Below are 23,732 nucleotides of genomic sequence, written 5' to 3'. Positions count from 1 at the left end.
GGAAAGCCGTCCTCGGATCGCTGGCAGTCATGGTTGTCCTTGCCGTTGCCGGGGTGATGTTCCTGCGTTCGGCGGACAGTCCCTCCGGAATGCCCGTGGGTGACCTCCCGGGATGGAAGCAGACCGGGGCCCAGGACTTCGCCACGCCGGCGCCCTTCGGGCACGTGGAGGACGTGTACGGGCCTGAAGTGAACGGGTACTCCGGATTCACTGATTCCTCGGGCAGAGGCACCTATGCGCCTGATTCGGTGCTCTCGGTCGCCGATGGCCGGCTTGACTATTTCCTGCACACAGCCGACGGCGGACCGCAGGTTGCGAGCGTCATCCCCTTTGGATACACCGGACAGAAATACGGCCGGTACTCAATCAGGTTCCGCTATGACCCCATGCCAGGCTACAAAATTGCCTTCCTGCTGTGGCCGGCCAGCGACAACTGGAACGAAGGCGAAATTGACTGGCCCGAGGGCAGCCTCGACGGGCCGCTCTATGGTGCGTCGGCCATAAAGGGATCCTTTGCCAACGGGGCCATGGAATTCGATCCGCCACGCCGCACCTTTGCGCCGGGCGGACCGGGCGATTGGCATGTGGCCACGACGGAATGGACCCCCGGGAACGTCAGCTGGTTCATGGACGGCGCACTCATCGACCAGACGACGGTTCCCTCGGGAGTCCCCGACACCCCCATGCGCTGGACGCTTCAGGCGGAGACGTCCGACCGTGCCAGCCGGGACTTCCCCGAGGCCGCCGTGTCCGGGCACCTGCAGATCGACTGGGTGGTGCAGTATGCCTACGCCCCCTAGCGCCGTGGAGCAAGGGCCCGTCACGGAGCCGAACCTCGCCGCTGCCTTGCACGCCCTGGACGGCGCCGGACTTCCCTGGCTCCTGCTGCGGGGAGAAGACGATCTGGCCCGGCCGTCCGGGGACGTGGATCTGCTGGTGGCCCGGCAATTGCTGCCCCGGCTGGACGGGCTGCTTGCCTCCGCAGGTTTCTGCAGGGTCCACGCGCCCGGCCACGGCACCCACCGCTTCTACTTCTGCTACTCCGCCGGCGAGGACTTCTGGGTCAAGCTGGACGTTGTCTCGGATATTGCCTTCGGGCCCCACCAGCAACTGAAGACCCCATGGGCCTCCGGTTGTTTGGCGCGGCGGGTGCACCAGGGGCCGGTGTGGCTCCCCGCACCCGCTGACCAAGCATGGCTGCAGCTGCTCCATCTGGTCCTGGACAAGGGGCAGATTTCACCGCAAAAGATCGACGCCGCCCGGAAGGCGGCTGAGGTAGCATCGCCTGGCGACGCCGTCGCGGGCCTTATCGACCGCCGCATCGGACCGGGCACGGCCGCCCACGTGCTGGACCTGGTGCTGTCTGGCGGCTTTGACGGCGTTCAGGCCATGGCCGCCCGGATGAAATCCGCATGGGCCGGCGGTTCGGCGGTGCCGCGGCTGATCGCCGCCAGGAACACCGGACTGCGCCTGCTCGGTGCCAGGCTTCGGGGCCGCGGGCCGGTGTTGGGCGTGATGGGCCCCGATGGCGCGGGCAAAACCACCTTGCTCCATGGGCTTCAGGCGGCCATACCCTTGCCCACCAAGTACGTGTACATGGGCATGTGGGGGGCCGGTCCCTGGGATGCCCGGTTTGAGCGGATTCCGGGTTGGCGTACAGCCAAGAAGGTCCTCCGGCTCATCCGGGGCGGGCTGGTGGCCAGGGCCTACAGCCTCCTGGGCCGGCTGGTCCTCATGGACCGGGTGGCCTACGACGCCCTCCTGCCCGGTTCCGGTGACGGCGGCGCCGTGCACAAAGCCACCAACTCCCTTGCCTTCACAGTGGTCCAGGACCCGGACATCCTGTTGGTCCTGGACGCTCCTGGCGACGTCATGTTCGGCAGGAAGGGTGAGCATTCCGCCGCCATCCTGGAGGGCTGGCGGCGGGCCTACCGGACGCTGGCTGACCGCCTGCCGGGGAGCAGCCTCATCGACGCCGCCCAGCCCCAAGAGCTGGTCCGGAGGCAGGCGACCGGGATCGTATGGCGCCGGCTCACACCGGGAGCCGGGGCCGCCGCGGAAGCCCCGGCAGCAGCCCTGTCGCTGCACCTGTGGAGACTCCTTGACTGGCGGTTCCTTCTGCCGGACCTGCTGCCCCGGACCGTGGGGTATGGCGGCGCCGTGGGCCCGGAAAGGGAATCTGCTCTCCGCCTGCTTGACCCGGAGGCTGGTGTGATCCGCCCAGGACATGACGGTGAGCAGGGCAAGGGCTACGAGGTGGTGCTGCTCGCCGTCCCCGACCTGGCCCTTTTCAGGAGCGCGGCGGCAGCGCTGGAACCGGGCGGTTGGATGTGCGTGGAGGTCCGGCGCTCACTGCTGCGCCGCTCGGGGCCCCGCACCCTGAAAGGCTGGAAGCGTGCCCTGATCCGGGCCGGCTTCCAGGACGTCGGCGTCTACTGGAACGCGCCGACGCTGGACCGTACAGCGCGCATTGTGCCAGTGGCGTCTGCCGCCGCGATCGGGCACACCCTGGCCCTCCACCGGGACGTCCGTTTCGGAGCAAGCAAGGCCTTCGCAGCACGTCTGGCCTTCACGCTGCACCTGTTTGACCTGGCCATCCCGGAAGGAAGCGTCCTGGGTCGTCGTCCGCTCGACGGGCGCCCCCTGGACGGGCGCCCCCTGGACGGGCGCCCCCTGGACGGGCGCCCCCTGGACGGGCGCCCCCTGGACGGGCGCCCCCTGGACGGGCGCCCCCTGGACGAGGAGCCGCTTTGAACTTCTTTGACCGTTTCCTTGAAGAGCATTACCAGGAGTTCGGGCTGGAAAAATACATGGGCAGGCGCTGGGAAAGTGTGCTGCTCACGCCCAGGTTCGTCACATCCAGGCACGTGGTGGCACTGATCTTCGCGACCGGATCCCAGGAACCCGGCCTCGTCGTCAAGGTACCCCGCCAGCCGGGCGAGAATGACAGCCTGCGGCACGAGGCCGAGGTCCTGCGGGCGCTGAAGATCGCTGGAGTGGGGCCCTCGATGGGTGTCCCGGAGGTGGTGTCCGTCTGCGAAGTCGCTGCCCACACCGTCCTCGTCGAAACCGCAGTGACCGGAACACCCTTGGATCCGAGGCTGGTCGCTGCTGACTTGCCCGGTGCCGTCAGCGCGGGCGCAGACTTTGTCGACGCCTTGCCCTGTCTGCGATCGGCCCGGCAGAATCAGGGCTGGTACGAGCGGACCATCACCCGTCCGCTGGAGGCCCTCTCCGTCATGGTGTCCCCGGAACCCGAGGTCGACGCGCTTGTTGAACACACCCACGAGTTGCTGGCGCCCTTGCGTTCCGCGGAGCTGCCGGCCGTTGTGGAGCACGGCGATTTGAGCCACCCGAACCTGTTTCTGCAGGCCGACGGCAAACTGCAGGCGGTGGACTGGGAGCGGTCCAGCACCGATGGCCTTCCGGGCCACGACTTGGTGTTCTACCTGCAGTACCTGAGCGAATCAAACGAACGCGCTTTTTCCCGCGAAGACCAGCTTGGAGCCTATGATGCGGCGTTCGGCGCGCGCGGGTGGGCACTGGGGCACCTTGCCAGGCATCTGGCGCTGCGGGGCGTGGACGTAGGCCTGCTGCCCCAGCTGGTCATCGCGAGCTGGGCCCGGTCCGCAGCCACGTTGGCGTATCGGCTGGAAGGCCAGTCGGATCCTGGACATGGAACAGACCAAGTACGTTCGGCTGTCATGTCCGACAGGGATTTCTGGTTGTGGCGCCATGCGGTGACTGGTTCTTCGCCCAAGCACCCGGGCACCAGAGCGGCAGTATTGCCTTAGGACCGGCGGACCAGCTTCAGCAGTTCAGAGTGCAGGGACGGGAACCCCAGGCGCAGGATTGCGTAGACGAAGCCCACGGCCGTCACCACAACCACTGCGATGGTCGCCACAGGGCCGAGGAGCGGAGCTGCCAAGGTGCCTAGACCGGCCACGGCCACGGCTGCCCCGCAGACGACGCCGGGCACGGCCGCGCGCACCAGCCGGCGCGCCCGGAACTTCATCACCCTGGCGGCGACGGCCTGCATGCCGCAGGCAAAGAGCAGAGCCACCAGCAGCTGGGCGCAGGCGATGCCCACAATGCCCCATCGGGAGGCAAGCAACAGGACCGGCACCAGGATCGCCAGCCGGACGACGGAAACCCCGACGGAGAGCCCTGGGCGGCCGAGCGCCTTATAGACATCGTTGGCGCCGGCACCCAGCGACCGTGCCGCGGCATACAGGGCAAGGAACGCCAGTGGAAGGACGGCATCCATCCACGTTTGGCCGAAGAGCAACGGCACCAGTACCGGTGCCAGCACAGCCAGCCCCACTCCCGTGGTGACGCCGTACAGGGACTGGATCTGGACACTCTTCAGGTAGCCGTCCCGGAGCCTCTCCGGATCGCCGCTGACCTGTGCGTACAGCGGGAACAGGACGGTGGAGAGCACAAAAAACACGTTGAGGATCAGGGCTTCGGGAAGCCGGAAAGCCAAGGTGTAGTACCCAAGTGCCTGCGCCCCCAGCCAGAGACCGATGATGAGATAGTCGACGTCGAAGATCAGGCGGGCCAGCAGGCTGCTGCCGGCCACCGGGGCGCCGAACCTCACGTTGGCCCGGAGCGCGTCCCCGCTCACCCGCCAGATCTGCCAGGGCGCATGCCGCCGGACCAGGAACCAGCAGGTGACCGCGTACGCCACCGAGCCCGCTGCCGTGCCGATGGCAAGTGACCAGGCGCCATGGCCGGCAAACGCGAGCGGGAGTGTCACGGCGCCCATTGTGGCGGCGCGGATCACGGGTGCTGCCGTGAGCTGCTTGAACTGAAGCTCGCGCCGCAGCAGGGCCTCCGGGACTGCGCCGAAGGACGTGGCCAGCACGGAAACCCCCAGCACCTGGATGAGGGATGCCGCTGCCGGAAGGTTGAAGACCCCGGCGATCCAGGGCGCAGCCAGGACGGCCGCGGAAGCCAGGACCAGGCCCAGCACCACCGAGAGCAGCAGGGCCGAGCGCGCCATGACTCCCGTCCGCGGCAGGTAGACCAGTGCCTGTGCCACCCCGGCATCGGCAATGGTCTCGGCGTACGCCATGAGCACCAGCGCCAGCGCCACCAAACCGTACTCCTGGGGGGACAGGAGCCGAGCCAGGATGATGGTGGTCACCAGGACGATCACCCTGCCGGAGGCGAAGGCCAGTCCCTGCCAGACGGCACCCCGGACGCCGGTGCGGGCCAGGTCCCCGGGAAGGTGCATCATGCCTGCGGCGATCCGAGCGGCAGGCCTGGGTCGGCGGCTTGGATGGCCCGCTCGAGTTCGTCAAGGTAGTCGTGGGCAACGGTTTTCCAGGTCCGGAGCGGGCCGTGGCCTGGCTCCTGGCCATGGCCGCCGCGTTCGGTCAGGTGGCCAACGAGCCGTTCGACGAACCCTTGCGTGTCCCCTTCCACGGCAAGCAGGGAGTGCGGGTCCTGTTCGCGGGCGGCCACAGGTGTCGCCACGACGGGAAGGCCTGCAGCCAGGGCTTCGCGCACTGAGTTCCGAATGCCCACCCCGTGTTCGTCGGGAAAGGCGGCCACGTCGGCAGAGTGGAACACGTCGAGGACCGAGGGCACATTCGCCAGGACCTCTACCCGGGGGCCCGCAAGTGCAAGGACCGAAGGCACGGGACGGCGCCCTGCGATCACAAACCTGGCCTCCGGAACCTGCTGCCACACCAGCGGAGCGATCTTGCCGATCAGGACGGTCGCGCTGTCAATATTGGGACCGTAGTTGAGGCTGCCCACAAAGCACACCACGGGGACGTCCCGCGTGGTGCCTGTGCGAAATGACTGTTCGGCGCCGTTGGGGATGTGTCCGACCGACCGCCCCAGCCGTTCCGACCATGCGAGGGCATCCTGGGCGCCCACGGCGAGGAGCCGCGCCCGCGACGGCAGGCGCCGTTCGGCCAGCAGGGCCAGGATTTCCCGGGCGCGGTAGGCGGGCCGCAGTGTCCGCGCAATGGCAGTGTCCATCGCGGCCCGGATCGACCAGGGATCCACCGTCTGCAAAACCAGCGGTCCGCTGACGGAATGTGCCAGAAACAGGGCATGAGGGCCGTGGATCAGGGTGGCATCATGTTGCGCCGACAGCTCCGAGGCGGAGGCAAGGGCTGCGGCGGTGGAACGTTCGTGCTTTCCCAGACCATTGAGGCCAAAGCCTGACAGCAGGGTGGCCCAGATCCGCTTCCGGGTGGCCAGCACGTGCACGGCATCGCAGCGGTTGCGGATTTCGGCCGGCACATCCACCGGTCCGGCGAAGGTCAGAAGCGTCACGGCCACGTTCCCGGGCAGATTCCGCAGGAGCTCGAAAGGAATCATGGAGCTGCCGTCACCCAGCATGGGGTCCCGGTTGGGCACGCTTTCTGTGATGTACAGAAGCTTCATTGCAGGATTCTACGTGATGCGGCTCACGCAAAGGAGGGGTCGACGGCGGTTCTCACCGCCGTCGACCCCTGCCTTCAAGCCTGCTGCTTACTTCCAGGCCCGTACGTAATCAACCTGGACCTGGGACGCGGCACCGTAGGCGGCCGGGCTGCTTCCCGACGCCCCGACGTTGAGGATGATGTACTGCGGTGCGCCGCCGTCGTCAGTGGCGTAGGACTTCACCTTCACGCCGTCGAAGTAGACGTCAGCGGAGTTGGCCATCCGGTGAAGGCCGAAGGTGTGGAAGTTGTTGGACCAGTCCCCGGGGACTGTCCCCTGGTTGTGGGCGCCCGACGTTGAGTGGTAGTTCACCGTCATCTTGCCGCTGAGGACCTCGGCGATGTCATTTTCGCCGTTTGCGGGCCATGACTGGCCGTTTGTCCAGAACGCGGGCCAGTTGTAGAGGTTGGTGCCATCACCGGGGAAGCGGATACGCGCCTCGACATAGCCGGTGGTGAACTCGTAGCCGGTGCCAGCTCCGCCGCGCGGGTTGGTCGAAACCAGCGAACCGGAGGTTGACGAGTTCAGGGACAGGACAAGGTTGCCACCGGTGACGGCGACGTTGCTGGGGCTCGTGGTGACCTTGTTCATGGTTCCGCATGTGGGGGAGAACCAGCAGTTGGACCACTTGTTGGTGTCCAGCGAAGTGCCGCTGAATTCATCGGCAAACGCCATCGTCCAGGCCCCGGGAACCCCCACGGGCATGGGCGTCGACGAGGTGACCGGGAGCGCGGGTGCTGGTGCGGCCGTGGTGGTCTGGGTAGCGGTCGGCGTCGACGACGGCGAGGGTGCCGGTGCTGGCGCGGTTGCGGTGGGGGAGGGGGCCTCCGTGGTGGGCGCGGGGGCCGCCGTGGCAGTGGCCGTAGGGGCCGGTGCCACGGTTGTCGGTGCCAGTGCCTGTGCGTTCTTCGCCCGGCCCGGCGCGCGGTCGGACTTGCCTGAGGTGCTGGAGGCCAGGCTCAGGTCACTCGAGGCTGTGGACTGGTCGAAGGCCTGGCTGAACGCGGTGCTGCCCAGCAGGGCAGCCACCACGGCTGCCGACAACACCATGTTTCGTGGGCGCTTGGCCTGGCGGGCGACCCTGCTGAGCAGGGACCTGCCCTCTGTGGCCGGGGTGGAATTGCTTGCTTTGTGGCGCGCTTCAGGGCGCGACTGATCCTTGGAAGACATGGTCGTATACCTCTCAACGCCTGCGGAGTTAGCTGTCGGATTCGGATGAGGTCATCCGGCCGCGCGCGTAGCGCTGCGGCTTCACCCCTAGGGCCGGCATGGAAGCCATGGCCCGGAGACTCTGGGTCCCCCGTCTCTGCCACAAAGTAGTGGAATCCGGGCAGTGGCAGAGCTTGGCGTCTGCCCGGAGGTGGGCCGGAACGGTCGGCCCATTTGATCGACCGTACAGCATGCCGCCGGATTAATCACAATTAGGTAACGGAAATTACGGCGGCGGAGCGCCTCCTTGCGCGCCGCGGCTTCGCTGGTGTTGGCCGCGGCCGGAGGTGCCCGCGTCCCGAAAGACTCGTTTCGGGTCTATTTCAGAGTTGCCTAATGAGCAATATCTGATCCCTATTGCTATCCTATTTTGTGCATTGCGTGGATTTTGGGCGCGCCTGACTGTTCGATTGCACAACCTTGGACCCCTTGCGCCCGGGCTAGGGTGAAAACCCTGTGGCCCGACGCACATCACGCCCTGGCCCTCCCCCCAACTCCAAAGGACGGCGCCCCCACCATGCACGCTGACCAACAGCTTTCGAAGTCACTGAAACCACGGCACCTGTCCATGATCGCCATCGCCGGCGTCATCGGCGCGGGCCTGTTCGTGGGTTCCGGCGCGGCCATCCAGCAGGCCGGCCCTGGCATCCTTCTCGCCTACATGGCGGCGGGCCTGGTGGTCATCCTGGTCATGCGGATGCTCGGCGAAATGGCCGCCGCCAACCCGGAAACCGGGTCCTTCTCCACCTATGCGGACAAGGCGCTGGGCCGCTGGGCCGGCTTCAGCATCGGCTGGCTGTACGCCTGGTTCTGGATCATCGTCCTCGGCATCGAGGCGACGGCCGGGGCCGCGATCATCCACCGCTGGGTTCCGGGAATCGACCAATGGGTGGGCGCGCTGGTCCTCATGGTGCTGCTGACCCTCACCAACCTGGGCTCCGTGAAGTCCTACGGCGAGTTCGAGTTCTGGTTTGCCTCCATCAAGGTCGCCGCGATCGTGATCTTCCTGGTTGCAGGCATCGCCGCCATCATGGGCCTGATCCCGGGCGTCCCCGCCCCAGGCGTCACCAACCTGCTGGAGCAGGGCGGCTTCATGCCCAATGGCCCCGGCGCAGTCCTGGCCGGAATCCTGGTTGTGGTCTTCGCGTTCTTCGGCGCCGAAATCGCCACCATTGCCGCCGGCGAATCCGAAAACCCGGTGGACGCCGTCAAGAAGGCCGTGAAGTCCACGGTGTGGCGCATCCTGGTCTTCTACATCGGCTCCATCGCCATTGTGGTCACCCTCCTGCCGTGGAACAGCGCCAACGTGGCCAAGAGCCCGTACGTTGCCGTGATCGAGCTCTACGGCATCCCGGGCGCCGGCACCATCATGGACATTGTTGTCCTGACCTCCGTGCTCTCCTGCCTGAACTCCGGCCTCTACACGGCCAGCCGCATGCTGTTCTCCCTGTCCCAGCGCGGCGACGCCCCCAAATCGTGGATGAAGATCTCCAAGCGGGGCGTGCCGGCGGCAGCAGTGCTGGCCTCCACCGTGGTTGGCTTCATCACGGTTGGCCTGAACTACATCGCACCGGACACCGTGTTCCTGTTCCTGGTCAACACCTCCGGCGCCATCGCCCTGTTCGTGTGGCTCGTCATTGCCGCATCCCAGCTGATCCTGCGCCGCCGCATGGGTGCCGCGGCCAAGGACCTCGCCCTGAAGATGTGGTTCTTCCCCTACCTGACCTGGCTGGCGATCATCAGCATCATCGCCCTCCTGGTCGGAATGGTCATCCTGGAATCCACCCGCGAATCCCTGATCTTGTCGCTGGCCCTGGCCGCCGTCGTGGTCGGAATCGGCGTGTGGCGCTACCGCAAGGGCCGCGCCGTCGCCCTCCCGGCGACTCCAGCCGCCGAGGACGCCGAGCTCGAAAGCGTTGACGCCGGCCCGGCGTCGTAAGCGTCCTTAGCGTCCGGGCAACTGCCGTCAGCGCACGACGGCGGTTGCCCCGTCCGCGTTTAAGGAACCTGCACCGGAAGGCAGGTGAACGGCGAGCCTATACGGCCAGCCCGATCACCAGGTTGATGGTTGCCGCCAAGATGACCGTGCCGAACAGGTAGGACAGCAGGCTGTGTTTGAGGGCCTCGGCGCGGATCCCGTGGTTCTCCAGGTTGGTGTCCGATACCTGGTAGGTCATCCCCAGGCTCGTGGCCAGGTACGCGAAGTCCGTGTACTGCGGCGGGCGCTCCTGGTTGAAGCTGATGCCGCCCACCTCGCCGCCCGCGGCCTCGCCCGTGCCGTAGTAGAGCTCCGCGTAGCGCAGCGTGAAGAGGGTCTGTACGAGCATCCACGAGAGCGCCACGCACGCCAGCGCCAGTGCGCCCGACACGAGCCGCGTGCCCTGCGTTCCGCTCCCATGGGAGCCGACCACTACGGCGGCCACCGCGGCGAGGCTGGCCAGGTTTGCGATGAGGATCAGCACGTCGGTGGCGCCGCGGGAGGGGTCCTCGGCGGTGGCGTGCAGACGGGTCTGTTCCGGATCCATCCGGCCCACCACCAGCCACACCCAGGCGACGTAGACGACCGCGGCCACGGCCCAGCCGACGGCGGGGGCTGCGAGCCAGCCGCCGCCCAGGCCTGTGGCTACGGCGGCCGCTGCGCCCGCCAGGACCATGACCACAAAGCGCAGCCGGCTGCGCCTGACCCTTGCCTGTTTCATGTCCTCACCCTTCCAGGTCCTGGCCGCCGCCCTTCTTGCGGGCTTGCAGGATGCCGTCGCGGACGCCGGAGCGGACCACGAAATACAACGCGTAGAGGAAGATCGCTGCGGAGACGATCGGGATGATGATGCTGTTCAAGGGCGCGGCGTCCATGGGGCCTACCCTAGCCAAGAACGACGCCGGCGCTCCGGTGCCGTTCCGGGCGGCGGTCCGTGGGGGCTGCTGGCCTTGCTATTGGCCTGCGATTTCCCGGAGCGCCTCAAGGTGGACCGCCCAGGCCTTCCTGCCGCCGGGGCTCAGCTTGAGTGATGTCCTCGGCAGCTTGCCCACGAAGCTCTTCCTGACCTCCACGAAACCGGCTGCCTCCAGGATGGAGATCTGTTTGCTCAGGGTTGAGTCGTTGACCTGAACGGCTTCCTTGAGGTCCTTGAAATCCAGCGACTCCGCAGCTGCAAGACCAGCCACGATCGAGAACCGGACCGGGTGCGTCAAGGAATCCGCGAGACGATGCCGGGGATGCTCGGGGACCGTCATGCCTTCGCCTCACGCCAAGCGCACGAGACTGTCACCACGAGGATCAGAACAGAGCCGATGCAGGTCCCAATGATGTTCTGGCCCTGGGACAGGGAGGCCAGGACCACGGCGATGACGTAAGTGATCGACCAAAGCCATAGGTACAAGCCCCAGCGCTTCTTGAAGCCGGCCTTGGAAGAGCGGGCGAAGGTGGCGAGGAACGTCACCAAAAGGATGTTCCAGACCATCATGGCCAACATGCTGACCAAATACGGGACTCCGGTGGTCAAGCCCATCGCAAGTGTCCCCAGTGAGGTCGAGGCCCCAAAGGCCACCATGAACGCCGTGTGAGGCCAGCTGACGGAGGCTGTCGCGGCGGAGCCGACAGCTTGTGCCCGCTCCAGCAGTGCAATGGCTTCTTCGGGTGTTGGTTTGGAAAGCGGTGCTGCCTTCATGGTCTCCCCCTGTTGGTGTTTGCTCGATCAGCCTAGAAAGTACTTTCCAATTTGGCAACTACTTTCCTGGGGGAGCCTTGGCGAAGTCACGCCTGCCGCACAGGAATCCATGATTCTGCGCTCCCCGTGCTAGTGTCTTTGTCGCTGTTGAGGAGAAAAACGAAACGCCGATTGTTCGGTGCTTTTCTCCGAATCACCCTGCGCGGGTGGCGGAATGGCAGACGCGCTAGCTTGAGGTGCTAGTCCTCGAAAGGGGGTGGGGGTTCAAGTCCCCCTCCGCGCACAGGAAACCCCTGGAAGGTCCATGATCTTCCAGGGGTTTTGTCGTGTGTGGGCCCGGGTGCTCGTCTGGCCGGTCATGGTCCCGGTTTTGCTGCCGCCATCCCGGTTTTCCACATACGCGAACCCGCCTGTTCTGCCCCGCAAACCCGCCGAATAGCATTGGACACAGGAGATGGACTAAGATATTGAAGTCTGTGCTACGCCCCGCTGCCGAATTTCCGGTGGCGGGCGGACCCACGGCATCGCAAATGAACCTCCTGTTACGGAAATACCGTAACCGCTTAGCCCAAAGGAGGTGGGTTCACATATGCGTCCTTACGAATTGATGGTAATCATCGACCCCGAGGTCGAAGAGCGTACCGTAGAGCCGTCGCTTCAGAAGTTCCTCACCGTCATCACCAACGATGGTGGAACCATCGAAAAGGTTGACATCTGGGGCCGTCGCCGTCTGGCTTACGACATCAAGAAGAAGTCCGAAGGTATCTACGCCGTGGTGAACTTCACCGCTGCACCGGCTACCGCCAAGGAACTTGACCGCCAGTTGTCTCTCAACGAGACCATCATGCGCACCAAGATCATCCGCCCCGAAGACCAGAAGGTCGTTGCTGAGTAATTTCAGCTCCAGGCTTTTCAATCTTTACCCCGCAGGAACGAACAAGGAGGCAGTAGATGGCAGGCGAAACCACTATTACGGTCATCGGTAATCTCACCAATGACCCGGAGCTGCGGTTCACACCGTCTGGCTCGGCAGTAGCGAACTTCACCATCGCTTCTACTCCCCGGACCTTTGACCGCCAGTCCAATGAGTGGAAGGACGGGGAAACCCTGTTCCTCCGCGCATCGGTATGGCGCGAAGCAGCCGAGAACGTGGCCGAATCCCTCACAAAGGGTATGCGCGTCATCGTTTCCGGCCGTTTGAAGAGCCGTTCCTACGAAACGAAGGAAGGCGAAAAGCGCACCGTTATCGAGCTCGAAGTCGATGAAATCGGCCCGAGCCTGCGTTACGCCAATGCCAAGGTCAACCGCACCCAGCGCTCCGGCGCCCAGGGTGGTCAGGGCGGCTTCGGCGGCGGTAACAGCGGTGGCTTCGGAGGCGGCGCTGGTGCAAACCAGGGCGGCAACTCCGGTGGAACCTGGGGCGGCAACCAGCCCGCAGCGCAGGAAGATCCTTGGGCTACGCCCGGGGTCAGCAATGCAGGCGGCGGCTGGGGCAACGGCCCGGATTCCGAACCTCCCTTCTAAAACAAACAGAAATCGTCCGACGCCGGAACCCGCCGGAAGTGCCGCGAGGCACCCGGGCGGCAACCGCCGTCGAACACCACCATCCCGTGGATCAATATCCACGGGCTCCATAGAATAGGAGCTCCACGATGGCTAAGGCTGAACTCCGTAAGCCCAAACCAAAGTCCAACCCCTTGAAGGCCGCTGACATCACTGTCATCGACTACAAGGACGTAGCACTGCTGCGCAAGTTCATCTCTGACCGCGGAAAGATCCGCGCACGTCGCGTCACTGGCGTCACGGTTCAGGAACAGCGCAAGATCGCACAGGCAATCAAGAACGCCCGCGAAGTTGCACTGCTGCCCTACTCCGGCGCTGGCCGCGGCTAAGGAAGGGACTAACTAACATGGCAAAGCTCATTCTGACCCACGAAGTTACCGGTCTCGGTGCTGCTGGCGACGTTGTCGAGGTCAAGGACGGTTACGCACGTAACTACCTGCTGCCCCGCGGCTTCGCTCTGACCTGGTCCAAGGGTGGCGAGAAGCAGGTTGAGTCCATCAAGGCTGCCCGCGCTGCTCGTGCGCACGCTTCTGTTGAAGCTGCACAGGCCCAGGCTGCTGCGCTGTCCTCCAAGAAGGTCAAGCTCGTAGTGAAGGCCGGCGAGTCCGGTCGTCTCTTCGGCACCGTCAAGCCGGCTGACGTCGCTGCTGCAGTTGAGGCCGCTGGCCTCGGCGCCATCGACAAGCGCAACGTTGAACTGCCGAACCACATCAAGTCTGTTGGTTCGTACCAGGCCAACGTCCGCCTGCACGAGGACGTTTCTGCTGTTATCGACCTCGAGGTCGTCAGCAAGTAGTCAGTTTCTGACACGGAAGGCCCCCGCTACCGGATTCCGGTGGCGGGGGCCTTTCGCTTTAACCTGCTTTGCCCGGCGGACCCTGACGCTCGAACGGGCAGTAGATGCCCTTTCCCGGGCAGAATGGGGGCATTATGTGCCCGTTCGCGCTGCTCTGCGGGAGGGTGACTCGGATCAGACGCCCCAGTGGGCGAGGATTGCCTCGCAGAAGTCGTCGTTCGTGCCCGTCGAACCGAAGATCAGCTCTTCGCCGGTCAGCTCGCCGGAGGCAAGGTCGATCGTGAAGAGCCTGCGGATCTGGCCGTCGTTCTTGGCGAGGATCTTGCCGTCACTTCCGATAAGCCGGCCTCCTCCGGTGAACAGCGCGGTGATGCTGAGCGTCCCGTCTCCGTTGTCGACCATCTTGAGGTCCTTGGCGAGCGTGTTCGACTGGATGTCGGTCACGGTCATCCCGTTGTAGGTGAAGGTCCGGACGACTCTGAGCTCCTCGTGGAACCAGAGCACGTCATCTTGGCCGCGCGTCTTGGCGGAGCCGGAACCCGTCTGGTCATAGGTGAAGGAGGGCTGCAGCCCCGATCCGCAGAAGTCGTCGGCAACGCCGCTGGTTGAGAAATCGAGGCTGTAGCGGTCGATGACCTCCGCACTGGCGGGGGCAGCCCCCGCGACGGCGAGGCCACCGATGAGGAGTGCGGTGACGAGCGGGCTGAATTTCGTGAGCATGGTGGGGACTTTCGACGGGGACGGAATCTGTTCACAGATACAGAAGCGTCACAGCGCCCCACTCGGCGATTCGCAAGCACGGGCTGCGACGACCACCCCAGCCTGCGCTGAGTTTACTCCCCGGCCAAGGCCTCGCGATACGCCCGCGGAAAGACGAACAATGCCCGCGACTTGGGGTTTGGATGCTCGAACGGGCAGCAGATGCCCTTTCAGGGTCCGTATGGGGGCACTATCTGCCCGTTCGCGGCGCCCGGAGGCAGCCCCTCAGGGCTGGTGCAGCTCGGCCATGACGTGTCCGTACCCCGCGCGGATCATCTCGGCGAGGACTCCACGGTCCACGTCGTCCAGCTTGTTGATGTAGAGGCAGGCCACGCTGGCCTTGTGCTTGCCGAGCAAGGGGAGCAGGCGCTCGGCGTCGGGTCCGAACGTAAGCCCGTAGAGGGCGAGGTTCGCCTTGCGCGGCGAGAACCCTACCGCGGCCGAGTCGCCTTCCCGCCCGCTCCCATACTTGTAGTGGTAGCTGCCGAATCCCACGATCGTCGGACCCCACATGACGGCCTCCTGGCCGGTGATGTCACGCATTATGTCCAGCAGCTCGAAGCCGTCCGCACGCCGCCCCGGGTGCTCCACGGCGGCCAGGAATTCTTCCACAGGAACGTATGTGGGTTGGGTCTTGTTCTCTGCCATGCTCGTAGTTTCGCAGACGCGGGGAGGGCCTGCCAGCACCCGGTGATAGCCTGCAGCGGTGACTCCTGAAGCCCTGCGCACCCGCCCGTTCCACCAAGTCGACGTCTTCTCCGACCGGCCGTATCTCGGCAACCCGCTCGCCGTCGTCGTCGATGCCGAAGGCCTCAGCAGCCAGACGATGCAGCACTTCGCCAACTGGACCAACCTGTCCGAAACCACGTTCCTCCTGCCTCCCACTGACCCGCGCGCCGACTACAAGGTGCGGATCTTCACCGGCAGCGAGGAGTTCCCCTTCGCCGGGCACCCCACCCTCGGTTCAGCGCATGCCTGGCTGGAGGCCGGCGGCGCGCCGAAGCAGGATGGTGTGGTGGTCCAGGAATGCGGCGCCGGCCTGGTCAGGATCAAGCACGACGGCGGCCGGCTGGCTTTCGCCGCCCCGCCACTGACGCGCTCCGGTTCCGTGGACGAGGCCACACTGGCGCAGCTTTCCGCCGGGCTGCGTCTGCCGGAGGCGGCGTTGCTCGATGCGTCGTGGCTGGTCAACGGCCCGCAGTGGATCGGCGTGCTGCTCGAATCGGCCGAACAGGTCCTGGCCGTCGATCCGGACCTTGCCGCCATGGGGGATCTGAAAGTGGGCATCGTGGGCCCGCACTCGCCGGACGCGGATGTGGACTTCGAGATCCGCACGTTCATCCCCGGCGACGCCATGGTGGAGGACCCCGTGACGGGCAGCTTCAACGCCGGGGTGGCCCAGTGGCTCATCGGGAGCGGCCGAGCGCCCAGGAAGTATGTGGCGGCCCAAGGGACGGTGCTGGGCCGGGCCGGTCGCATCCATGTCGAGGCGGACGGCGAGGACATCTGGGTGGGCGGAGACTCGGTCACGTGCATCCAAGGGGCGGTGCTGTTGTAGGGCCGGAATAAATCGAGGTGCTCCCCGGTTTGTGGATATAGATGCAAACGCATGTACTCTATTTATGAACCACCGAGCAACAGGAGATCGCCATGGAGACCCGCCGCATAACCGTACTGTCCGCCGGACTGGGCGTCCCGTCGTCGAGCAGGCTGCTGGCCGACCAGCTCGCCGCCTCCGCGAAGCGCCAGCTGTCCCAGGCAGGCTATGAGGCGCAGGTGGACATCATCGAGCTCCGCGACCTCGCCGTGGAGATCGCCAACAACTTCGTCACCGGCTACGCGGCTCCCCGCCTGGCCGAGGTGATCGCCGGCGTCGAGGACTCGGACGCCATCATCGCCGTCTCGCCCGTCTTCAGCGCCTCCTACAGCGGCCTGTTCAAGTCCTTCATCGACGTCCTGGACCCGAAGTCCCTGGACGGCAAGGCCGCCCTCCTCGGCGCCACGGGCGGCACGGACCGGCACCAGATGGTGATCGACCACGCCATGCGTCCGCTCTTCAGCTACCTCCGCACCAGGATGACGCAGACGTCCGTTTTCGCCGGTCCCCAGGACTGGGGCAACACCGACGACGGCGCCTCGCCGCTATCCGAGCGCGTGGACCGTGCCGCGGGGGAGCTGGTGCAGCTCCTGAGCGGGCCGCAGCCGCGCCGCAAGGCCGATCCGATGGTCTCGCTGCCGTTCGAGCAGTTGCTTGCGGGCATCTCCGGCGGCCGCTGAGCCGCTGATCTTCGGCCCGTCCGGCCTGGTGGTGCGGGGCGGGCCGAACTTTTCCGGGCGCCGGATCGTTGAGCCGGTCATGAAGTGTCCTGTGGATTCAATTGACCTGGTGATGAGCGAACGCAGCGGCGTGGAGATCGACTACTGCCCGCAGTGCAGGGGAGTGTGGCTGGACCGCGGCGAGCTCGACAAGATCATCGACCGCGCCTCCGGCGGCTTCGGCGCGGCGTCCGCGCAGCCTCCTGCGGCCCCGCCGGTGCCGCCGCAGCCCGAGCCGCGGCTCACGCTGCCGCCGCTGTACGGCACCCCGTCCTACAACAGCCAGTCCTACAACGGCCAGGATCCGCGGCACGACCAGCGGGACAAGCCGCGCTACGACGAGCGCAGCTACGGCAAGCAGGGCTACGACCGCGACTACGACCGCCGCAAGCCCAAGAAGAAGGAAGGCTGGCTGGGGGACCTCTTCGACTTCTAGCCGCCTCAGGCTGCCTGTGGGCGGCTTCCGCTGCCTCAGTCGTCCAGGAGCTCGATGAACTCGAGGGCCTGCTTCATGGAAATGTCCGAATGCCGCGTCAGCGCCAGGGCGGCGGCCTCGACGTCGCCGCTCTTGGCCAGCGTCCGGATGCGTCCGTAGATTTCGTCGTTCAGCATGTTGCTGCTGACCTCGCGTGTGACGTCACCCTTGCTGGCGATCGCCCGGTACCGGTACGCGAAGTGCTCGGGTTCATCGTCGTCGTCCGCCGGCTCCGGCGTGGCTGCGCCCGGCAGGGTGAAGGGCTGCGGGTGTGAAGCGAGGGCGCCGACGGCGTCGCGCGAGGCCCGCAGGCCCTCTCCGGTTGCCTCCAGGTACAGCTTGATCGCCGCCATGGCCTGGCCTTGCGCGATGAGCGAGTAGAGCCTGCGGTGCTGTTCCTCGTTGAGTTTGGCAGCGGATTCGCGTGCGAGCTCGGCGGGATCCTTGCGCACCTTGGCCGCGGCCGCGTGTTCCCGGTAGCCCGCCGCGCGGCGGGCCACGCTGCGGCTGATCAACAGCACTCCGACGATGACCGCGATGAGGATCATGACGGGTACCAACAGTGAATCCATGCTTCAGAGCCGATCTATGTAGTTTTTGGCGGTCAACAGGTCCGAATGCGTCGCCTGCCGCAAGAGCCTGATGGCCTGGATTTTCTGGCCGCTGCGCGCCATGGCCTGCAGCTGGAGGGCGAACTGCGGATTGAGCTGCCCATTGGGCAGCACCGGGCCCTGGTAACCGGCCTGCCCCGCGCGGGGGCTGGTGCCGGCCTGGGCCTTCAAGGCAGCCCGGGACTGCTGGTCCTGCTGCGTCTGCTGGGCTTCGTTCTGGCTGGGCTTGGTGGAGGCTTCCACGCGGGCCCGCGCTGCCAGGGCGGCCTGCGACTGGGCGGCCTGGTGGGCCGCGGAGCGGACGGCCAGTTCCCGCTGGTAGCGTTCCGCGTCGGAGGTCCCGGTGTTGCGCGGCTTGAAGGCTTCCGTCAGCCCCCACAGGACCGCAGCAAGCACGATCAGCGGCAGTCCGATCATCAGTACGTCACCCAGAGTCAGACCCATGCTTAGAGCTTATGCCAGATCGCAGTTATCCACAGCACATTCCGGGGTCGGCATAGACTTCCGAGAGGGGACTGTCAAATTTCGAGGGGCAATGTGCAGTGCATCACAGTTGGGGCATGTTTTGGGCCTCCGCGCCGGGTTCCGGCACCCTGAAGCGGCGCGCCGGGCGTGTCGGCTGTGGATGACTCTTCGATGAAGTTTTCTTTAATCCACACGCGGCGGAGACTGTTTTCCCAGCTCAGGGGCTGTTTTCCGGGAAAAGAATTTCTCTGTCCACAGGTCAACGCACAGGCTGTGCACAACCAGGGGGAGGTATTCCACATGTTGTCCACAGGGCCCAGTTGGAGCCTCGGAAAAGCAGGGCTAACGTAGCTGAGGTACCTGTTTCGGGTATGAGATCCGCCCTTTTCCCGGCCCGCGGGCGCCCATCCAGCAGTGTTCAAGCATGCGCTGTGGAATGTCCTGTGGATAAGTTGTGGAAACTGGGGACAACGGAAAAAACTGGGGACAACGGAAAAATGTCTGCCCCCGTTGATACAACGGGATCAATGGGCAGGCACCGGAAACCCAGGGCAATCCATGCCGGGTCACCTGCGCTTTACGCACTGCCGGGGAGATTTTCTGCCGCGGACACAATGGAGGACGGCTTTGTCAGTTACGCACTTGGACTCGCTCGAGGCACCCCGGGCATCGGACGCCAGCCGGAAACCCCCGCAGGACATTCCGGCGGAACAGTCCGTGCTCGGCGGCATGATGCTCTCCAAGGACGCCATTGCCGACGTCGTTGAGATCGTCCGCGGCCACGACTTCTACCGTCCCGCCCACGAGACCATCTACGAATCCATCATCGACCTCTACGGCCGCGGCGAACCTGCGGACGCCGTCACGGTCTCGGATGAACTGACCAAGCGCGGTGAGATCAACAGGATCGGCGGACCCGCCTACCTGCATGAGCTCATCCAGACCGTCCCCACCGCCGCCAACGCCGGCTACTACGCCGAGATCGTGGCTGAGCGCGCCGTGCTGCGCCGCCTGGTCAACGCCGGCACCAAGATCGTCCAGATGGGCTACGGCCAGGACGGCGAAGTCGAGGACCTGGTCAACCAGGCCCAGGCCGAAATCTATGCCGTGGCCGAACGCCGCACCGCTGAGGATTACGTGGCGCTCAAGGACGTCATGGAATCCACCGTGGACGAGATTGAGGCCTCCGGCCACCGCGGCGACGGCATGACCGGCGTTCCCACCGGTTTCTACGAGCTCGACGAGCTCACCCACGGCCTGCATCCCGGCCAGATGATCGTCATCGCGGCGCGCCCCGCCGTGGGCAAGTCCACGTTCGCGCTGGACTTCGCCCGCTCCGCGGCCATCAAGAACAACCTGGCCACCGTCATGTTCTCGCTCGAAATGGGCCGGAACGAGATCGCCATGCGCCTGCTCTCCGCCGAGGCCACCATCGGTCTCCAGGACCTCCGCAAGGGCACCATCAAGGACGAGCAGTGGTCCAAGATCGCCACCACCATGGGCCGCATGAACGACGCCCCGTTGTTCATCGATGACAGCCCCAACATGTCGCTGATGGAAATCCGGGCCAAATGCCGCCGCCTGAAGCAGCAGCACGACCTCAAGCTCGTGATCCTCGACTACCTCCAGCTCATGAGCTCCGGCAAGAAAGTGGAGTCCCGCCAGCAGGAAGTCTCGGAATTCTCGCGTGCGCTCAAGCTGCTGGCCAAGGAACTCCAGGTCCCGGTCATTGCCCTGTCGCAGCTGAACCGTGGTTCCGAACAGCGCGCAGACAAGCGCCCCATGGTCTCGGACCTCCGCGAGTCCGGCTCCATCGAGCAGGACGCCGACATGGTCATCCTGCTGCACCGTGAAGACGTCTACGACAAGGAATCGCCGCGCGCCGGCGAGGCCGATATCCTCATCGCCAAGCACCGCAACGGCCCCACCAAGGACATCGTGGTTGCCTTCCAGGGCCACTACTCGCGCTTCGCCAACATGGCCGGCGATTCCGGTGGTGGCGGCGGCTTCTAGGCCGCGCCCGGGCGCCACCCCGGCACCAGGCATTCCCGCCGCGCCGCGCTAGACTGGATCGATCATGATCGGTGCCCGTTCCCGTCGTTTGGCATGGATCGTCGTCCTGGCGACCCTCCTCGCGGGCTGCACTCCCGCGGTCGACAATGCCGCCACCGATCGGCCGATCCCGAGCTCCTCGGCCCAGCCGGCCGCAGGCGATGGCGTCCCTGCCCCCCAGCGGACCCCGAGCCCCGCCCTGACGCCGGTTCCCACGCCAACCCCGGTGCCCCAGGCGTTCGCCCTCAACCTCTACCAGGAGGGGGACTTCGTGCCGCAGTACACCTTCGACTGGTGTGTTGCGGCGAGTATCCAGATCGCGCACAACCTCATCGACGACACGGGAGGCGGCACGTGGGCCGATCGCGCCCAGCAGAACGAACTGTGGGAGATGGCCCGGGCGCGGTCGTCCAATGCGTTCAACGGTGCCAACCCGATCGGTTGGGCGGAAGTGCTGACCGAGCTCGGGATGGGGCCATACGCCGTGGTCAGCATCGCCGACTACGAGGACGCGCTGCAGACCGCGGCGCGCGCCATCACCGACACGGACCGGCCGGTGGGGCTGGTCATGTGGAGCGGTCGCCACGCGTGGGTGATGAGCGGGTTCGAGTCGCTCGGCGATCCCCGGCAGTTCCCGGAGTTCTCGGTCACCGGAATCCGCGTCCAGGATCCGCTCCACCCGTACGGCAGCGGGAAGTGGGGTCCGTCGCCCGCGCCCAACAGCCTGCTCACCCCCGAGCAGCTGGCGACGCAGTTCGTGGTCCGCGAGCCCCGACGCTGGAGCAGCGATCTGCCCACCGGCTACCTGCTGGTGCTGCCGCTCGCCGCAGCCTGAGCAGCCGGCAGCCCCCGACGTCGCTCAGCGCTTTGACTCCGTCAGTTGCCGGGCGCCTGCAGCAGGTGGTCCGGCAGCCGGTTTCCCGGGGCGTGGCCGCGGATCTCCAGCAGCTCGCGCGCATGCGCGTGCAGCTTCCTGTCCTCATCTGAGACAGGCATCCAGGCCGGGATGGGCACGGCCGTCCCGGTTTCATCGCGCGCCACCATCACGGTGAGGCAATACGTGGTCAGGTTCATTTCCCGGGTCTTGGGATCGCCTGATCGGACATGTACGGCGATGTGCATGCCCTTGCCTCCGGTGTACACGAGCCGAGCCTCCACCTCCACCACATGGCCGATCAGCAGCGGTCGGTAGAAGCGCACCCCGCCGGAGAACACCGCCACGGTGTCCTTGCCGCAGTACCGGGAGGCGCACACGTAGGCCGCTTCGTCGATCCACTTCATGACAATGCCACCGTGGACCTTGCCGCCCCAGTTCACGTCAGTGGGGGACGCCATGAACCGGAGGACGACGCGTTCGGCGGTACCGGCGTCGGTATATTCCTGGGCATTCATGGCATTGACGATCTGCTCGCGGACGGCGACGCGCGCCAGCGCATGGTCCCGCTGCTCGATCTCCTCCGGCGTTGAAGGCTCGAACTGCGGGACCGGGACCGGCTTGCCGTCGGGTCCCACCGCCACGAAGATCACCATGCACTGGCTGTGCATCGTCTCCGGCCCGCCCTTGGGGTCCCGGGAGCTGACCACGGTGCGGATGTGCATGGACGAGCGGCCCGTGTAGACGATGGTGGACGTGACCTCCACCATGTCGCCGCTGTTCACGGGATCGGCAAAGTGGATGTTGCCGACATAGGCGGTGACGCAATAGGACTTGGACCAGCCGACGGCGGCGGCGTAAGCCGCCTTGTCCACCCACTCCAGGACGGTGCCTGCGTCCACGGAGCCGCTGTGGCCGACGTCGGTGGGGGCCGCTAGAAAACGGAGGGTGACGGAGTTGGAGGCGGGCTCACTCATGCTGCCACTTTACGAGCGCGGCCGTTGTCCTCCCTACTGTGACGTCCGGCCGTAGGCGGGCTTCCGGCCGGATTCCTGCGTCGAGTTTGTTCATATAAATGAGAATCATTACTGTTAACCGAATGATCACTCACCCCATCCCTTCATCAGTCCGCACGTACCGCGCGTTGGCGCTGCCCGCCGTCGTCGCCGTCTCCGCCCTGCTGCTTACCGGCTGCGGCGGCGCCGCCCCGGCGGCGGCCCCCGGCTCCGCCAGGGGCGCTTCGTCTGAGCCGGCGCCGCCCGAGGGTGCCAAGGAGGCCCAGGCGCGCACGCCGCGCCTCGTCCTCACCCACGACGCCGGCATCACGGTCCTGGACGCCAAGACGCTCAAGCCCGTGGGCGGCGCCGAACTGGAGGGCTTCAACCGCCTCAACCCGGCTGGCGACGGCCGGCACCTCCTGGTCTCCACCGGCGATGCCTTCCGCGTGTTCGACGCCGGCGTCTGGACCGAGGCCCACGGCGACCACGGCCACCACTACGCCGGCGAGCCCCGCCTCTTGGACCGCGCCTTCGCGGCAAGCAAGGCCGGGCACGTGGTGCGGCACGCCGGCAGGACCGTCCTCTTCAACGACGGCACCGGCAAGGTGGAGTCCTTCGACCCCGCGGGCCTGGCGGATGCCGTCAAGACCGGGCTGCCCGCAACCGAGGTCTACACCACGCCCGACGCCCACCACGGCGTTGCCGTCGGACTGCCCGGCGGGAAGCTGCTGGTAACGCTGGGCAACGACAAGGGCCGATCGGGCATCGCCGTCCTGGACGCCGCCCCGGAAGGCGGAAGCAGCCAGGACCGCAAGGAAATCGTCCGGAACGAGGACTGCCCCGGCGTCCACGGCGAGGCCGTAGCCGCGCACGAAGCCGTGGTGGTGGGCTGCGAGAACGGCATGCTGATCTACAAGGACGGCAAGATCACCAAGGTCGCCAGCCCCGACGCCTACGGACGCATGGGAAACCAGGCCGGCTCCGAGAAGTCCCCGGTGATCCTGGGCGACTACAAGGTGGACAAGGCCGCCACACTGGAACGCCCCAAGCGCATTTCCCTCGTCAACACGGAGACCGGCACGCTGCAGCTCGTGGACCTCGGCGCCAGCTACTCGTTCCGCTCGCTCGGCCGCGGCCCGGCAGGCGAAGCGCTGGTCCTGGGCACCGACGGCGCCCTGCGCGTGATCGACCCGCTCAGCGGTGCGGTCACCTCCACCATCCCTGTGGTGGCGGCCTGGGAAGAGTCGGAGACCTGGCAGGATCCGCGCCCCACGCTGTTCGTCCAGGGCACGACGGCGTTCGTCACCGAACCGGCGCAGCGCACCATCCACGCCGTGGACCTGAAGACCGGAAAGGTCACCAAGTCAGCCCAGCTGGACGTGGTCCCGAACGAGCTGAGCGGCGTGGAGGGCTAGGCCGAGCGCCCTCACATTGGACCCGATCAAACGAACGCCCTCTCACTTCCTGGCGGAAGTGAGAGGGCGTTCGGGGTCACCGGGTCC

The 23,732-nt window shown here is 66.1% G+C and carries 26 protein-coding genes, 1 tRNA gene and 1 riboswitch; of the genes, 15 read left to right on the top strand and 12 right to left on the bottom strand.

The window, feature by feature from the left end; translation table 11 throughout:
* Nucleotides 1-29: 29 nt before the first annotated feature.
* The 3 genes from NVV90_RS20650 to NVV90_RS20640 are packed head-to-tail and all read left to right on the top strand — an operon-like array spanning nucleotide 30 to nucleotide 3,794.
* Nucleotides 30-800, top strand: a complete 771-nt coding sequence (locus tag NVV90_RS20650; RefSeq protein WP_258439103.1) for a glycoside hydrolase family 16 protein — start codon at nucleotides 30-32, stop codon at nucleotides 798-800.
* Nucleotides 784-2,754: a hypothetical protein gene (locus NVV90_RS20645; RefSeq protein ID WP_258439102.1), complete on the top strand. Its 1,971-nt coding sequence runs from the start codon at nucleotides 784-786 to the stop codon at nucleotides 2,752-2,754. The genes NVV90_RS20650 and NVV90_RS20645 overlap by 17 nt, the downstream gene beginning before the upstream one ends.
* On the top strand, nucleotides 2,751-3,794 hold the full coding sequence (locus tag NVV90_RS20640) for an aminoglycoside phosphotransferase family protein (RefSeq protein ID WP_258439101.1): 1,044 nt from the start codon (nucleotides 2,751-2,753) through the stop codon (nucleotides 3,792-3,794). The genes NVV90_RS20645 and NVV90_RS20640 overlap by 4 nt, the downstream gene beginning before the upstream one ends.
* Here NVV90_RS20640 and NVV90_RS20635 read toward each other — a convergent pair.
* The 3 genes from NVV90_RS20635 to NVV90_RS20625 form a co-directional block, all read right to left on the bottom strand.
* The gene (locus NVV90_RS20635) at nucleotides 3,791-5,242 is read right to left on the bottom strand and encodes a lipopolysaccharide biosynthesis protein (RefSeq protein WP_258439100.1); all 1,452 of its coding nucleotides are present in this window, start codon (nucleotides 5,240-5,242) and stop codon (nucleotides 3,791-3,793) included. The two genes, NVV90_RS20640 and NVV90_RS20635, sit on opposite strands and share 4 nt — an antisense overlap.
* Nucleotides 5,239-6,405, bottom strand: a complete 1,167-nt coding sequence (locus tag NVV90_RS20630) for a glycosyltransferase (protein WP_258439099.1) — start codon at nucleotides 6,403-6,405, stop codon at nucleotides 5,239-5,241. Before NVV90_RS20630 ends, NVV90_RS20635 begins: the two co-directional genes overlap by 4 nt.
* Nucleotides 6,406-6,492: 87 nt before the next feature.
* Complete coding sequence (locus NVV90_RS20625; RefSeq protein WP_258439098.1) at nucleotides 6,493-7,614, bottom strand: glycoside hydrolase family 16 protein; 1,122 nt, start codon at nucleotides 7,612-7,614, stop codon at nucleotides 6,493-6,495.
* Nucleotides 7,615-7,619: 5 nt separating this feature from the next.
* A riboswitch (cyclic di-AMP (ydaO/yuaA leader) is annotated at nucleotides 7,620-7,787 on the bottom strand.
* A 383-nt stretch (nucleotides 7,788-8,170) separates the two neighbouring features.
* Here NVV90_RS20625 and NVV90_RS20620 point away from each other — a divergent pair.
* Entirely contained in the window at nucleotides 8,171-9,592 is a 1,422-nt protein-coding gene (locus NVV90_RS20620; protein ID WP_258439096.1) for an amino acid permease, read from the top strand.
* Nucleotides 9,593-9,689: 97 nt separating this feature from the next.
* Here NVV90_RS20620 and NVV90_RS20615 read toward each other — a convergent pair whose 3' ends face one another.
* The 4 genes from NVV90_RS20615 to NVV90_RS20600 all read right to left on the bottom strand — a co-directional run bounded on the left by NVV90_RS20615 (nucleotide 9,690) and on the right by NVV90_RS20600 (nucleotide 11,321).
* Nucleotides 9,690-10,352 (bottom strand): DUF1345 domain-containing protein, encoded by a 663-nt coding sequence (locus NVV90_RS20615; RefSeq protein ID WP_258439095.1) that lies wholly within the window; start codon nucleotides 10,350-10,352, stop codon nucleotides 9,690-9,692.
* A 4-nt stretch (nucleotides 10,353-10,356) separates the two neighbouring features.
* Nucleotides 10,357-10,506, bottom strand: coding sequence for a hypothetical protein (locus NVV90_RS20610; protein ID WP_258439094.1), 150 nt, complete (start codon nucleotides 10,504-10,506; stop codon nucleotides 10,357-10,359).
* A 78-nt stretch (nucleotides 10,507-10,584) separates the two neighbouring features.
* Nucleotides 10,585-10,887 carry a transcriptional regulator gene (locus NVV90_RS20605; RefSeq protein ID WP_258439093.1) on the bottom strand — a complete coding sequence of 101 codons (303 nt, stop codon included), beginning with the start codon at nucleotides 10,885-10,887 and terminating at the stop codon, nucleotides 10,585-10,587.
* On the bottom strand, nucleotides 10,884-11,321 hold the full coding sequence (locus NVV90_RS20600; RefSeq protein ID WP_258439092.1) for a hypothetical protein: 438 nt from the start codon (nucleotides 11,319-11,321) through the stop codon (nucleotides 10,884-10,886). The genes NVV90_RS20605 and NVV90_RS20600 overlap by 4 nt, the downstream gene beginning before the upstream one ends.
* 200 nt (nucleotides 11,322-11,521) lie before the next feature.
* Between NVV90_RS20600 and NVV90_RS20595 the strand changes: the two genes are divergently transcribed.
* The 5 genes from NVV90_RS20595 to rplI all read left to right on the top strand — a co-directional run bounded on the left by NVV90_RS20595 (nucleotide 11,522) and on the right by rplI (nucleotide 13,680).
* Nucleotides 11,522-11,604: transfer RNA gene (locus tag NVV90_RS20595), tRNA-Leu, on the top strand.
* 306 nt (nucleotides 11,605-11,910) lie between these two features.
* On the top strand, nucleotides 11,911-12,216 hold the full coding sequence (gene rpsF / locus NVV90_RS20590; protein ID WP_207616008.1) for a 30S ribosomal protein S6: 306 nt from the start codon (nucleotides 11,911-11,913) through the stop codon (nucleotides 12,214-12,216).
* Nucleotides 12,217-12,272: 56 nt separating this feature from the next.
* Nucleotides 12,273-12,845 carry a single-stranded DNA-binding protein gene (locus tag NVV90_RS20585; RefSeq protein ID WP_207616007.1) on the top strand — a complete coding sequence of 191 codons (573 nt, stop codon included), beginning with the start codon at nucleotides 12,273-12,275 and terminating at the stop codon, nucleotides 12,843-12,845.
* A 128-nt stretch (nucleotides 12,846-12,973) separates the two neighbouring features.
* On the top strand, nucleotides 12,974-13,213 hold the full coding sequence (rpsR, locus tag NVV90_RS20580; protein WP_003800144.1) for a 30S ribosomal protein S18: 240 nt from the start codon (nucleotides 12,974-12,976) through the stop codon (nucleotides 13,211-13,213).
* Nucleotides 13,214-13,230: 17 nt separating this feature from the next.
* The gene (gene rplI, locus NVV90_RS20575) at nucleotides 13,231-13,680 is read left to right on the top strand and encodes a 50S ribosomal protein L9 (RefSeq protein ID WP_207616006.1); all 450 of its coding nucleotides are present in this window, start codon (nucleotides 13,231-13,233) and stop codon (nucleotides 13,678-13,680) included.
* A 174-nt stretch (nucleotides 13,681-13,854) separates the two neighbouring features.
* On the opposite strand, the gene NVV90_RS20570 is transcribed toward rplI, so the two are convergent.
* Complete coding sequence (locus NVV90_RS20570) at nucleotides 13,855-14,400, bottom strand: hypothetical protein (RefSeq protein ID WP_258439090.1); 546 nt, start codon at nucleotides 14,398-14,400, stop codon at nucleotides 13,855-13,857.
* Nucleotides 14,401-14,664: 264 nt separating this feature from the next.
* A complete protein-coding gene (locus NVV90_RS20565; protein WP_258439089.1) occupies nucleotides 14,665-15,087 on the bottom strand; it encodes a DUF1801 domain-containing protein in 423 nt (140 codons plus the stop codon).
* A gap of 58 nt (nucleotides 15,088-15,145) precedes the next feature.
* Here NVV90_RS20565 and NVV90_RS20560 point away from each other — a divergent pair, with 58 nt between their 5' ends.
* The 3 genes from NVV90_RS20560 (at nucleotide 15,146) to NVV90_RS20550 (ending at nucleotide 17,191) form a co-directional block, all read left to right on the top strand.
* On the top strand, nucleotides 15,146-15,997 hold the full coding sequence (locus tag NVV90_RS20560; RefSeq protein ID WP_258439088.1) for a PhzF family phenazine biosynthesis protein: 852 nt from the start codon (nucleotides 15,146-15,148) through the stop codon (nucleotides 15,995-15,997).
* 92 nt (nucleotides 15,998-16,089) lie between these two features.
* The gene (locus tag NVV90_RS20555) at nucleotides 16,090-16,716 is read left to right on the top strand and encodes an FMN reductase (RefSeq protein WP_258439087.1); all 627 of its coding nucleotides are present in this window, start codon (nucleotides 16,090-16,092) and stop codon (nucleotides 16,714-16,716) included.
* Between the two features lie 91 nt (nucleotides 16,717-16,807).
* Nucleotides 16,808-17,191: a zf-TFIIB domain-containing protein gene (locus tag NVV90_RS20550; protein ID WP_258439086.1), complete on the top strand. Its 384-nt coding sequence runs from the start codon at nucleotides 16,808-16,810 to the stop codon at nucleotides 17,189-17,191.
* A 35-nt stretch (nucleotides 17,192-17,226) separates the two neighbouring features.
* Here the strand turns inward: NVV90_RS20550 and NVV90_RS20545 are convergent, their stop codons facing one another.
* Complete coding sequence (locus NVV90_RS20545) at nucleotides 17,227-17,802, bottom strand: hypothetical protein (protein ID WP_258439085.1); 576 nt, start codon at nucleotides 17,800-17,802, stop codon at nucleotides 17,227-17,229.
* Nucleotides 17,803-17,805: 3 nt separating this feature from the next.
* Nucleotides 17,806-18,285, bottom strand: a complete 480-nt coding sequence (locus NVV90_RS20540; protein ID WP_258439084.1) for a hypothetical protein — start codon at nucleotides 18,283-18,285, stop codon at nucleotides 17,806-17,808.
* A gap of 648 nt (nucleotides 18,286-18,933) precedes the next feature.
* Here NVV90_RS20540 and dnaB point away from each other — a divergent pair.
* Both dnaB and NVV90_RS20530 read left to right on the top strand, forming a co-directional pair.
* Complete coding sequence (gene dnaB, locus NVV90_RS20535; protein ID WP_258439083.1) at nucleotides 18,934-20,319, top strand: replicative DNA helicase; 1,386 nt, start codon at nucleotides 18,934-18,936, stop codon at nucleotides 20,317-20,319.
* Nucleotides 20,320-20,383: 64 nt separating this feature from the next.
* Nucleotides 20,384-21,193 carry a hypothetical protein gene (locus tag NVV90_RS20530; RefSeq protein WP_258439082.1) on the top strand — a complete coding sequence of 270 codons (810 nt, stop codon included), beginning with the start codon at nucleotides 20,384-20,386 and terminating at the stop codon, nucleotides 21,191-21,193.
* Nucleotides 21,194-21,234: 41 nt separating this feature from the next.
* Here the strand turns inward: NVV90_RS20530 and NVV90_RS20525 are convergent, their stop codons facing one another.
* A complete protein-coding gene (locus NVV90_RS20525) occupies nucleotides 21,235-22,209 on the bottom strand; it encodes an acyl-CoA thioesterase (protein WP_258439081.1) in 975 nt (324 codons plus the stop codon).
* A 122-nt stretch (nucleotides 22,210-22,331) separates the two neighbouring features.
* On the opposite strand from NVV90_RS20525, the gene aztD reads away from it, so the two are divergent.
* Entirely contained in the window at nucleotides 22,332-23,645 is a 1,314-nt protein-coding gene (gene aztD, locus NVV90_RS20520) for a zinc metallochaperone AztD (RefSeq protein ID WP_258439080.1), read from the top strand.
* Nucleotides 23,646-23,732 lie beyond the last annotated feature (87 nt).

This window comes from Arthrobacter sp. CJ23 (assembly GCF_024741795.1).
In the GTDB taxonomy this organism is placed as follows: Bacteria; Actinomycetota; Actinomycetes; order Actinomycetales; family Micrococcaceae; genus Arthrobacter.
The sequence above is the reverse complement of the archived record's forward strand: the minus strand, read 5'-3'. Positions and strand labels throughout refer to the sequence as shown.